The sequence below is a fragment of the Paraglaciecola mesophila genome (assembly GCF_009906955.1).
Taxonomy (GTDB): Bacteria; Pseudomonadota; Gammaproteobacteria; order Enterobacterales; family Alteromonadaceae; genus Paraglaciecola; species Paraglaciecola mesophila_A.
In genome coordinates this window covers 1,180,749-1,193,008 of sequence record NZ_CP047656.1, presented here as the reverse complement: position 1 = coordinate 1,193,008, position 12,260 = coordinate 1,180,749, and the positions used below count along the sequence as shown (strand labels likewise).

Below are 12,260 nucleotides of genomic sequence, written 5' to 3'. Positions count from 1 at the left end.
AATAAGTACTCTAAAATGGGATTGGGCGCATTATACAATTGCCGCACATTTTATGGAGCTTTATTTTACGTTTTGTGAATTATTCGCCTAATGACACACGCATTTCTGGCACGTTATCGCTGGCAATCAACTGACCGGCGGTTTTGCTTTTTATTTCTTCAACGCTAACACCTGGCGCGCGCTCGAGTAAATGAAACGCGCCGTCTTTGACTTCAATCACGGCCAAGTCTGTGATGATACGGTTAATGCAGTTCACACCCGTCAAAGGTAGGGTACAGGCCTCAAGCAGTTTTGAGTTACCGTGCTTATCGGCATGGGTCATGGTGACTATGATATTTTTCGCTCCGGCGACCAAGTCCATCGCACCGCCCATACCTTTGATTAGCTTACCTGGGATCATCCAAGATGCAATGCTACCGGTTACGTCTACTTCAAATGCACCAAGCACAGTGACGTCAACATGGCCGCCGCGGATCATGGCAAAACTTTCTGCTGAGCTAAAAATAGAAGCGCCTATACCCGCGGTAACCGTTTCTTTACCCGCGTTTATCATATCCGCATCGACGTTTTCTTCAGTGGGATAAGGGCCCATACCTAGTAAGCCATTTTCTGATTGCAACATCACTTCCATGCCATCGGGCACATAGTTAGCAGCTAAGGTTGGGATACCAATACCTAAGTTAATGTAATCGCCGTCGTGAAACTCTTGTGCCACACGCATGGCGATTTGGTCTCTTGTTAGTGCCATGATAATCTCCTATTTCCCTTGCTCGGTTGAATTTTTTGCCAACACTTTTCGTTCAATACGTTTTTCAAACTGCCCTACAATGACGCGGTCAATATAAATACCTGGGGTATGAATTTGACTTGGCTCTAGTTCACCTGGTTCGACGAGTTCTTCTACTTCAAGAACAGTTATTTTTCCTGCGGTTGCCGCCATAGGATTAAAGTTTTGTGCAGTGTGGCGATAAATACAGTTTCCGTAGCGGTCAGCTTTCCACGCTTTAACAATGGCAAAGTCCCCAGTAATAGATTCTTCCATGATGTAAGGGCGACCATTAAATTCTTTTACTTCCTTTCCTTCTCCTACAGGTGTGCCGTAGCCGGTCGCTGTGTAGAAAGCAGGTATGCCTGCACCACCAGCGCGCATTTTTTCAGCTAGGGTGCCTTGAGGAGTTAATTCTACTTCAAGCTCGCCGTCTAGTAGTTGACGTTCAAAGAGCGCGTTTTCACCCACATAAGATGAAATCATCTTCTTTACTTGCTTATCTTCAAGTAGCAAGCCTAAACCAAACCCATCGACGCCACAGTTGTTCGATACTATGGTGAGGCCTTTTGTGCCCATTTTTTTCATTTGTCCGATAAGGCCTTCTGGAATGCCGCATAACCCAAACCCACCTGCTATGACGGTCATGTTGTCTTCTAAGCCAACCATTGCTTCTTCGTAGCTGCTCACTACTTTGTCAAAACCTGCCATGTTTGTTCCTCATTTACGTTTATTTAACATCAATATAAAGACTATCTTTTGATAGTAAAGTTGAATTAATATGCCTATTAATAAATAAAATTTATTAATAGGCATATTAATAGGGGAGAGCTCATAGAGTCATGAATGTTTCTTACCGACAACTTCAAGCGTTTGTGCAGGTTGCGCAATCTTCAACATTTGCTGAGGCGGCCCAAAAAATGTGCCTGTCTCAACCTGCACTTTCTAGTGCGATCAAAAAAATGGAGGATCAGGTGGGTGGTGCGCTATTCTCGCGCACCACCCGAAAAGTACAATTGAGTCCTGAAGGACAAGATTTTCTACCTACAGCCATACGTTTGATGAATGATTGGCAAGATGCATTTGGTGATTTACAGCAAGTTTTTTCTATGGGCCGAGGGAAACTCTCGATAGCTGCTATGCCATCATTTGCCGTTGGACATTTACCGTCGATATTGTCCCAGTTTCAATCACAGTTTCCCAATGTGAAAGTGAGTGTGGCTGATATCGTTATGGAGCAAGTGATAAAAGCGGTGCTGGAAGAAAGGGTCGCCTTGGGTTTTACCTTCGAAACCGAGCAATTAGAAGGGCTCACATTCCATCCTATGTTCACAGATAAGTTTATCGCCGTGTTGCCCCGCATTCATCCCTTGAGCATGAATAGGGAAGTAAGTTGGGGGCAGCTAGCCCAGTACCCTTTTATTGCGATGAACCGTGGCTCGGCTATTCGTAGGTGGGTCGATAGGCATTATGAACAATTAGCGATAAAGCTAAATATGGTAGCAGAAGCGTCGCAATTGGCCACATTAGGGCAATTTGTAGAGCACGGACTAGGCGTATCTATAGTGCCTGGCTTGTGTCAGCAACAAATGCAGCGACTCGGCTTAGTCTGCGTGCCTATTAAAGGACCTGGGTTAAGTAAACGAGTAGGGATGGTTAAAAAAGTACAAAGCAATATGTCCGTATCGGCCCAAGCCTTATGGGATTGGGTGAATCAACAATCCTCTCTGGCGTGACGGTGGCAAATATTGGCCGAGCTAGTACCTTGTTTTACCACTTTTTCTTTTCTGAGAATAATTCATCTAGTTCATTACGTTCGGACTCTCTACGTTTGAGTACATCTTCGGTATTAGCAGAACGTAAACTGTCTTGAATTTGTTTTAGTTTGCCTTCTAGTTCTTGTTTGCGCTGAATAATATAGTCGTCTGGTTGAGTTTGGCTATCCAAGGCGGTGATGGCCTTTTCTATGCATTGGCGAGCGGAGCCCAATTGTTGCGCTTGTATCGAAGATTCACCTCGGCGCATCAAGGTTTCTACATTTGCCCGAAGTTGTAAACGTTCTAAAAACTTGTCTTCGACCACAAATGCACTGCTATCTACACGACCTTTTGTGTATTCCGAGCGCAGCAAACCGCGCATTTTTTTGACGCATTTTATGTAAACCACAACTTGTTTGTCGCTGCTAGGCAGGGAAAAAGAGTCACTTGAAACCTGCTCTTGGTTTCCAGCTAGTTCCTTTAATTTATTGTTAGCCGTTTCTAGACGGCTATTAATATCCATCACGCTTGGGTTGATCTGAGCAATAATTTTCAATGCATTTAGAATACGCTGCTGCAAAATATATTTTAATTGCTGACTGACTTTGATGTGTTCGGTGGCGAGCAAAATTTCTTCTGTTTCATCGATGACGTTTTTCTGTTTTGCCACTTCGATGCGTTTTTCAGATTCGACCTTATTTCGATGCTGTTGCACGGCGTTTACTATGATAGCCATGACAATTAACGATACGATAAGAACAATTATTATAGGGAAGATCATTTATTACTCTATTTTTCGCCACTGACCTGAATAGCCAAATGCTAAACAGGAATTTTTAAGGTGAATACGCTGCCGCCTAACGAGCCACCATTCGCAAGGGAAATGGAGCCTGCGCTGTCGTGCGCCTTGTGTGCTTCTGCGATTAACCTAGCAAAAAACAAGCCAAGGCCAGTTCGCCCTTGACTGATATCATAATTGTGCATAGTGACAGTGTTTGCTTCAAGCATACTCTTTGGATACCCAGGGCCGTCGTCTTGTACTTCAAATATAAGATGATGCTCGTTGCTGAATACTTTGAGCAAAATATGTTTGTTACTGTATCGCATAGAATTAATCAGCATGTCGTTAAGCAATAAGCTAATTAAATCCGCGTCGAAGTATCCCATTAAGTCGGGTTCTTGCTCAACGTTTAGGGTTATTTTTTTATGATTTATATAGCTTTCATTGGTAGCAAGTATTTCATCGATAACATCTTCGATGTAGTGTTCATCTATGTTTAGTGGCATATTATCCATGCCTGCTCGGTACAAAGACAACAGTTGAACTAACCCAGTATTCAATCGAGACGCTTCGTAGTGTGCAGAAGCGAAATGTTCACCTACTTCGTTGTCTTGATCTTTTAGCGTGTGCCCGAGATTTTCTATGGATTGGATGAGCAGACATAAAGAATTTTTCATGTCGTGCACCGCTGAGGCTAATACTGTGGCAAAATCAATTTGTCCGTTGTCGTTGTTCATACTTAACCGTGAGCTGATAAATGACTAGAATACACTAGCATAAAAATCGAGTATCCTTTAGTTTACAATGCGTTAGTGTCTGGCCATATCGAAAAATTTAGCGTTTTCGTTAAAATGTTATGGAATTAATGGCCCGCTCGGTATATAAGAAATTAATATATATAGAACTCTAAATATAACAATCAAGGCATTGCCATGAAACTACAACAGCTTCGTTACATCGTTGAGGTGCTCAACAATAATTTGAATGTGTCGGCAACAGCCGAAAGTTTGTACACCTCTCAGCCGGGTATTAGCAAGCAAGTACGTATGTTAGAAGATGAACTTGGAGTGCAAATATTTGGCCGTAGCGGCAAGCACTTAACGCATGTAACAGACGCAGGGCAAGACGTAATCAATATTTCGCGTGAAATACTCGCAAAAGTTGAAAGCATCAAAGCGGTTTCAAGAGAGCACACATTACCTGATCAAGGTAAGCTCAATATAGCGACCACCCACACTCAGGCTCGCTATGCATTACCTGATGTTATTAAAGGGTTTATGAACAAATACCCTCGTGTGTCATTACACATGCATCAAGGTACGCCTTCACAAATAAGTGATTTAGCAGCAAAAGGCGAAGCGGACTTTGCCATCGCCACAGAAGCACTGCATTTATACAACGATTTGGTGATGCTGCCATGCTATCACTGGAATCGCAGTATCATCGTTAATCGAGACCATCCGCTAGCGCAAAGTACGTCTATAACCATCGAAGATATCGCCCAGTATTCTCTGGTTACATACGTGTTTGGTTTCACTGGTCGTTCGGAGTTAGACCAAGCCTTTAGCCGTGCAGGACTAGAACCGAAAATTGTTTTTACCGCAACCGATGCCGATGTCATTAAAACCTATGTACGCTTAGGCGTAGGTATTGGTGTGATTGCATCTATGGCGGTTGATGAAAAGCTAGACAGCGATTTGGTTAAAATAGATGCCAGCCACTTGTTTGAATACAGCACCACTAAAATTGGTTTCCGTAAAGGCTCGTTTTTACGCAGCTACATGTATGATTTCATTGAACGCTTTGCACCGCACTTAACCAAGAGTGTGGTTGAAAAAGCCATGATGCAGAAGAATAATGACGAAGTTGAGCGGATGTTTAAAGGATTAACCTTACCTGTTAAATAACTTGCTTTATTAATGCGCTAGAAACTGAATCTATCGGGCATTTATCACCCTAAAACAAAAAAAGAGGCAATAGATTGCCTCTTTTTGTGTATCTGACGTTTACGTTGGTATGAGAAAACCGCTTAACACTCGATTATGTTTACCGCTAAGCCGCCTCTGGCTGTTTCTTTGTATTTTGATTTCATGTCGTTACCTGTATCCCACATGGTTTTGATTACCTTATCAAGAGACACTTTATGCTGACCGCTGCCACGTAAGGCTAGGCGAGAGGCGTTAATTGCTTTTATTGCGCCCATCGCATTACGTTCAATACAAGGCACTTGAACTAATCCTCCCACTGGGTCACACGTTAAGCCAAGATTGTGCTCCATACCAATTTCGGCGGCGTTTTCGACCGCATCCACTGAGCCGCCGATTATCTCAGTGAGCGCGCCCGCCGCCATAGAGCAGGCGACACCCACTTCACCCTGGCAGCCAACTTCTGCACCGGAAATGGACGCATTTTTTTTATACAAAATACCGATTGCGGCAGCAGTGAGTAAGTAGCGACTAACAATGTCTTTGTCTACTGGACGCACAAACTTGTCAAAGTAACACAGTACAGCCGGTAAAATACCAGCCGCCCCGTTAGTTGGAGCGGTGACGACGCGGCCACCGGCGGCGTTTTCTTCATTAACGGCTAAGGCGAATAAATTCACCCAGTCCATTGCCACCATAGGGTCGGCGTTTTTCTCACTTTGAAGGCGACGGTGTAAACCCGGTGCTCTGCGTGTCACTTTTAAGCCACCAGGCAAGATACCTTCCGTTTTTATCCCCGTTTGAATGCATTCGTCCATCACCTGCCAGATATGCCAAAGCTTGTCGGTAATGTCATTCTTTGTTTGAAAAACTTGTTCGTTACGGTACATCAAGGAGCTTATTGAAAGGCCATTTTCTTTACACAAGCGGACTAATTCCTCTGCGCTGGAAAAGGCGAACGGTACCGGTTTTTCGACCAAGGTAAGGGCAGCGGTTTTTTGCTCTAAAAAGTCTTCAGCACGAATAATAAAGCCACCACCAATCGAATAATAAGATTGGGATGCAATGATATCGCCTTTGTGTAGCGCATGAATGGTCATGCCATTGGCATGATGGGGGAGGGTTTTGCGGCGGTGAAAAACGATAGCGTCTTTGGCCGCAAACTTCACTAAACGCTCTTGGTCTAACATTAATTTTTGCGTTTTTTCAACTTCTTCGAGCATGCCATCTACTGCACTGGCATCTACGCTTTCAGGTGCATGGCCGAGCATACCTAGGATCACTGCTTTGCCTGTGCCGTGACCTTTACCCGTTTGTCCTAGGCTACCAAATAGTTCAGCGCGAACTTCGTCTGTCTTGGCAAAAAGGTCTTGTGTTTTTAATTGTTGGTTAAATTCTTTCGCCGCACGCATGGGGCCCACAGTATGTGAACTAGACGGGCCGATACCCACACTGAACATATCAAAAACACTGATCATAAAAACGCAAAACCTTTTGAATAATTGAGGCGTTAATTGTGCAGGTTTGTAGACAAAGGAACAACTATCGATTTCGATATATTGCCATTAAACAATGTAAAGATTTTGTTGCGATAAACGTAAGAAAAGTAGGTATTAGTTCTGGGCTGAAAGGTCTTGTGCAATATGGTTTGATAACACGCGCACAAAGGCCGCTGTGGCTCCCCAAATAACCTGTTCATGCCATTTAATAAAGTAGATGGGGTGCTGAACTGCATTCTTACGTTTTACCCAATGAATAAAATGATTGTTTCTATCGAGTAAGAACGAAAGAGGAACCTCAAACACGGATTCAACTTCGTTGGTATCTAAGGTTAATTCAAGGGGCATACTCACAAAGCCTACATATGGGATTACCTCATAGCGGCTTACGGTGCGATAACGGGGAAGGCTGCCTATCACGTCAATACATTGAGGGTGAATACCGATTTCTTCATGGGTCTCACGTAAGGCTGTGCGCAGTAAGTTTTCGTCGCTTGGTTCTTGCTTGCCGCCTGGGAAACTCACTTGACCAGCATGGTGCTTTAGGTGGCGAGCGCGCAATGTGAATAGCATGCTCAATTCCCCCTGTTTTTCAAGCATGGGCATGAGTACAGCTGCAGGTTTGCCTGCTGTGCGCAGGGGATAGTCCATTTCAGGTTGAATGGTGCGAGCATGATGAAAGCGAGAAATAAATTCATTCTTATTCATGTGCTTAGACGTTCCCTTCCATTAATACGGGCAGTATTTTACACACTTTGTCTAAACTTTCTTGGTATTCTTCCAGCGGTATTGAATCTAGCACTATCCCGCCGCCTGCCCAGCAATATAGATGTGAATCTTCGAGTAATAATGTACGAATACATATGCTGGTGTCCATATCCCCGTGGATACCTAAGTATCCGATACTGCCACAGTAGATGTTACGCCTATGAGGCTCTAGCTCTTCGATGATCTGCATGGCGCGAATTTTAGGCGCGCCTGTAATAGAGCCTCCTGGAAATGCGCCTCTTAGTAAAGAAAGAGGCGTATGCTCCTCTGCTATTTGGCCGGTCACTGTGCTCACCAAATGATGCACAGCGGCAAAGCTTTCAATTTCAAATAATGCGGGCACATCTACCGAGTGTGGCTCGCACGATTTGCTTAAATCATTGCGCAGTAGGTCAACAATCATCAGGTTTTCCGCCTGATCTTTGCTCGATTGCTGCAGCGCTTGAATATTTTGCTGGTCCAGTGCTTTATCTGAAGAACGCGGGCGAGTGCCTTTAATAGGCTTAGTTTGCACCTTGCCCTGTCTATCAACCGACAAAAACCGTTCCGGTGAAATGCTGATAATCACGGCTTCTGGAACACGTATAAAGGCAGAAAACGGTGCTTTATTGGCACCACGTAAGCGTAAGTATGCTTGGTATTCATCCCCTGTGTATGGGGCATCAAAACGCTGGGCCAGATTGACTTGATAGCAGTCACCGCTATGTAAATAGGCGTGAATGGCGTCTATTTTTTTAACGTACTGGCTTTGCTCCATATTCGACTGCCATTGTCTACCGAGAACAAACGTCTCTTGAAGGCCAGTATCATATTCAGCACTATCTTGCGCTAATAAGGCGTTTAACTCATCCACAGTCGGTGCGGTGTCGGTTTGTTTAATGGGAAAGTGGCATAAGTAAAACTGCTGGGTGTGGTTGTCTTTAATGACAGCCCAATGATAAATACCGACTGCCATATCAGGCGCCAAATACGGGTTCATAGCCTGTTGCGGCAAATCCTCAAACCTGCGGCCCAAATCGTAACCAAAATAGCCCATTGCGCCCGCCTTAAAGGGCAGTGACGAAGCTTGCTCTAAAGGTGCTGGTTTTAAATCAGCATGTTTGCCTAAACATTGCTCTAACACGGTTTGCACTACAGACATAGGATCGCTGTGGCTAAGGTAATTGTTTTGTGTCTGTTGCGGATAACAAATTTGCGTACTACTTCCCTTGGTAACGAGTGTTGCGATAGGGTTGGCAACCATCATATCGTATCGGCCATCAATGTGAGTGCTGTCCGCAGAGTCGAGTAACATGGCCCAATCTTGCTTGGAAAAGTGCTGAAATAAATGACTCATACTGACGTTTTTTGCCGCGGTTAGCGGGGTGATGGTAAGGGTTGGCAAAGCTGAATTTCCGTTAAGTTTAGCGTGTTCAATCGTTTGATAACTGCCTAAAACACGCATTGATAGACGTAGAAGGCGATTTATCGTGGAGCAATCAATCATCACAGGTTATCATATGCGCGACCTACGAACGACAATTGTCGAGCGCTTTGACATGACTTTGTCGAAACTATGTGACACATCAAACAAGAGGCAACTATGGCTGTTATCCGTCAACAGGACTTTATCGATAGCATTGAAGATTCTTTGCAGTTTATTTCCTATTATCACCCGCTAGATTATATCAAGGCCGTCGAGAAGGCCTACAACAAGGAAGAAAGTCAGGCTGCGAAAGATGCAATGGCGCAAATACTGATTAATTCACGTATGTCAGCTGAAGGCAAACGTCCGTTATGTCAAGACACGGGCATAGTGACCTGTTTTGTGAAAATTGGCATGGGCGTACAGTGGGATAAAACTGACCTGACGGTTCAACAAATGGTTGATGAAGGTACACGCCGCGCTTATAACAACAAAGACAACCCATTGCGGGCTTCTATCGTAGCTGACCCTGCTGGCGCACGTAAAAACACCAAAGACAATACGCCGGCCGTTGTGCACATCGATACTGTACCAGGGGAAGGTATCGAAGTAATGATTGCCGCCAAAGGGGGCGGTTCAGAAAACAAATCTAAAATGGTTATGCTAAACCCCAATGACAGCATCGCAGATTGGGTAGTCAAAACATTACCGACTATGGGCGCTGGTTGGTGCCCGCCAGGTATGCTTGGTATAGGCATTGGTGGCACGGCTGAAAAATCAGCGGTACTGGCTAAAGAAAGCTTGATGGATCCCGTTGATATTCAAGAACTCATGGACAGAGGCGCCCAAACGACTGAAGAAAAGCTGCGCTTAGAAATCTTTAAGAAAGTAAACGACTTAGGGATTGGTGCCCAGGGCCTCGGTGGTTTGACAACCGTCGTCGATATAAAAATCAAGTCATTGCCTACCCATGCCGCTTCACTTCCTGTAACTATGATCCCTAACTGTGCGGCAACCCGTCATGCACATTTCCATCTTGATGGCTCAGGGGCGGCTGAATTTACGCCCCCCGATTTGAACGATTGGCCTGAAGTCACGTGGGAAGTCAGTAAAGACACGCGCCGCGTGAACTTAGATGACGTTAAAAAAGAAGATATTCAAGAGTGGAAAGTAGGGGAAACCGTATTGCTTTCTGGCAAGATGTTAACTGGTCGTGATGCTGCTCATAAGCGTATTCAAACCATGTTGGATAACGGCGAAGGGTTACCAGATGGCGTTGATTTAACCGACCGTTTCATTTACTACGTTGGTCCTGTTGATGCAGTAGGTGACGAAGTGGTTGGTCCCGCCGGCCCCACTACAGCAACGCGTATGGATAAGTTCACTGATTTAATGTTAGAGCAAACGGGGCTTATCGGCATGATTGGTAAAGCAGAGCGTGGCCCGGCCACCGTCAATAGCATTGCCAAACACAAAGCGGTTTACTTAATGGCAGTGGGCGGGGCAGCTTATTTGGTATCTAAAGCCATCAAAAAATCACGGGTTGTGGCCTTTGAAGATCTAGGTATGGAAGCCATTTATGAGTTTGAAGTCAAAGATATGCCTGTTACCGTTGCGGTAGATAGCACAGGGGCCAATGCCCATGAAACTGGACCGGCGATTTGGAAGGTAAAAATACAAGAAGCTAACGCAAGCGCGTAACTTTCTCATTCAATCCAAAATAGGCGCCGTATTAATGGCGCCTTTTTTTATGCTACATTCTGCGCCAATACGCTTTGGTTTCTCCATTTTTATTTCAGTTACAGGACCGCTTTTACCCTATGAATTTTCTTGCACAATTTTCCTTTGATGATCCCAATTTGTTAATGTTACTTGGCACTATCGCCGCCTTGGGTATCGTTAGCGGCTGGTGGATAAATGCACTGTTATCTCGGCGCAAGCATGCAGAAATAAAAAACCAGTTAGAGCAACATTACCAGCAAACCCAGGGTTATGTTCAGCAGCAAATTTTAGATTTAAAAGAGGCGTTGCACACATCGACCAGTGAGAATACGCACTTACGTCAGATGCAATTAAGTCAACAAAATGAACTAGGGCAGTTAACGCAGCAAGTTGCACGAATTCCCGAGCTCGAACAAGACAGTAAACGTTGGCAGGGGCATTATCAGCAAATTCAGCAACACGCCTCGGACTTGCGTGAAGAGCTAGCAGAAAAAACCGCCCGTTTTGAACAAGAAAAACTTGCTCGTGACGAAAAGTTGGCATCGCTTGAATCATCAGAGCAACGTTTGCAGCAGCAGTTTGAAAACCTAGCAAACAAGATTTTTGAGCAAAAAAACAACTCGTTTCAACAGTCCAGTAAAGCAGGACTTGATGCGTTACTGACCCCATTGAAAGACCAGATAGAAGGGTTTAAAAAACAGGTCAGTGATCAGTATGTGCGCGAAGGCCAAGAAAGGGCCTCTCTAAAAACAGAAATTTTAGGTTTAAAAGAGTTAAACCGACAAATTACCCAAGACGCTGCTGCGTTAACCAAAGCCCTTAAAGGAGATAACAAGCAACAAGGAAACTGGGGAGAAGTGGTACTTGAACGGGTATTGAAGGAGTCAGGGCTGCGTGAGGGACATGAGTTTGATACCCAAGTCGCCCTTAAAAATGATAGTGGTAAAAGTTATCAGCCCGATGTGGTGGTGCATTTGCCGAATGACAAAGACGTGGTGATTGATTCAAAAGTATCACTTGCGGCCTATGAGCGCTATTTCAATGAAGAACATGAAGAATCACGGCAGGTTTATTTAAATCAACATGTTGCATCTTTGCGTAACCACATTAAAGAGTTGGGTAATAAGGATTATCAAGACTTAAAAGGTTTACGAACATTAGATTATGTGTTGATGTTTATTCCTATCGAGCCGGCATTTTTACTTGCCGCTGAGCATGCCCCTGAACTGGTCAAACTCGCCTTTGATAACAATATAATGTTGGTAAGCCCGACGAACCTATTGGTGGCACTGCGCACCATTAATAATATTTGGCAGTACGAATATCAAAATCAAAATGCCCAGAAAATTGCCGCAAACGCGGGAAAGCTATATGACAAGTTTCATGGATTCGTCAGCGATATGGAAAAAGTGGGTAAGTCTATGGAGTCCACTCAGCGTAACTATGATGCTGCCATGAATAAGCTCACCACAGGTAAAGGCAATCTAATCCGCCAAGCTGAGAAATTTAAAGCCTTAGGTGTGCAGTCAAACAAAAAACTCGATGCGCGTTTACTGCAAGATGACGACTTTGAACTGCCTAATGACGAGCCGTTAGAGGATACTCGAAATCCTCTCAGTAACGCACCTGAGTAACAC

The 12,260-nt window shown here is 44.4% G+C and carries 11 protein-coding genes; 4 read left to right on the top strand and 7 right to left on the bottom strand.

Going from position 1 to position 12,260, the window contains the following annotated elements:
• Positions 1-79: 79 nt before the first annotated feature.
• Positions 80-748: a CoA transferase subunit B gene (locus FX988_RS05020; protein ID WP_160178614.1), complete on the bottom strand. Its 669-nt coding sequence runs from the start codon at positions 746-748 to the stop codon at positions 80-82.
• A 9-nt stretch (positions 749-757) separates the two neighbouring features.
• Positions 758-1,477, bottom strand: coding sequence for a CoA transferase subunit A (locus FX988_RS05015; RefSeq protein WP_160178613.1), 720 nt, complete (start codon positions 1,475-1,477; stop codon positions 758-760).
• Between the two features lie 131 nt (positions 1,478-1,608).
• On the opposite strand from FX988_RS05015, the gene FX988_RS05010 reads away from it, so the two are divergent.
• Entirely contained in the window at positions 1,609-2,502 is an 894-nt protein-coding gene (locus FX988_RS05010; RefSeq protein WP_160178612.1) for a LysR family transcriptional regulator, read from the top strand.
• Between the two features lie 34 nt (positions 2,503-2,536).
• Here FX988_RS05010 and FX988_RS05005 read toward each other — a convergent pair whose 3' ends face one another.
• Entirely contained in the window at positions 2,537-3,304 is a 768-nt protein-coding gene (locus FX988_RS05005) for a hypothetical protein (RefSeq protein WP_254700725.1), read from the bottom strand.
• Positions 3,305-3,345: 41 nt separating this feature from the next.
• On the bottom strand, positions 3,346-4,041 hold the full coding sequence (locus FX988_RS05000; RefSeq protein ID WP_160178611.1) for a sensor histidine kinase: 696 nt from the start codon (positions 4,039-4,041) through the stop codon (positions 3,346-3,348).
• A gap of 195 nt (positions 4,042-4,236) precedes the next feature.
• Between FX988_RS05000 and cysB the strand changes: the two genes are divergently transcribed.
• Positions 4,237-5,211 (top strand): HTH-type transcriptional regulator CysB, encoded by a 975-nt coding sequence (cysB, locus tag FX988_RS04995; RefSeq protein WP_160178610.1) that lies wholly within the window; start codon positions 4,237-4,239, stop codon positions 5,209-5,211.
• 122 nt (positions 5,212-5,333) lie between these two features.
• On the opposite strand, the gene FX988_RS04990 is transcribed toward cysB, so the two are convergent.
• The 3 genes from FX988_RS04990 to pabB all read right to left on the bottom strand — a co-directional run bounded on the left by FX988_RS04990 (position 5,334) and on the right by pabB (position 8,940).
• Entirely contained in the window at positions 5,334-6,707 is a 1,374-nt protein-coding gene (locus FX988_RS04990) for an L-serine ammonia-lyase (protein ID WP_160178609.1), read from the bottom strand.
• A 135-nt stretch (positions 6,708-6,842) separates the two neighbouring features.
• Positions 6,843-7,436: a CoA pyrophosphatase gene (locus FX988_RS04985; protein ID WP_160178608.1), complete on the bottom strand. Its 594-nt coding sequence runs from the start codon at positions 7,434-7,436 to the stop codon at positions 6,843-6,845.
• Positions 7,437-7,440: 4 nt separating this feature from the next.
• Positions 7,441-8,940: an aminodeoxychorismate synthase component I gene (pabB, locus tag FX988_RS04980; RefSeq protein WP_160178607.1), complete on the bottom strand. Its 1,500-nt coding sequence runs from the start codon at positions 8,938-8,940 to the stop codon at positions 7,441-7,443.
• Between the two features lie 138 nt (positions 8,941-9,078).
• Here pabB and FX988_RS04975 point away from each other — a divergent pair, with 138 nt between their 5' ends.
• Positions 9,079-10,602, top strand: a complete 1,524-nt coding sequence (locus tag FX988_RS04975) for a fumarate hydratase (protein ID WP_160178606.1) — start codon at positions 9,079-9,081, stop codon at positions 10,600-10,602.
• A gap of 119 nt (positions 10,603-10,721) precedes the next feature.
• Positions 10,722-12,257, top strand: a complete 1,536-nt coding sequence (gene rmuC / locus FX988_RS04970; RefSeq protein ID WP_160178605.1) for a DNA recombination protein RmuC — start codon at positions 10,722-10,724, stop codon at positions 12,255-12,257.
• The last annotated feature ends 3 nt before the right edge of the window (positions 12,258-12,260 follow it).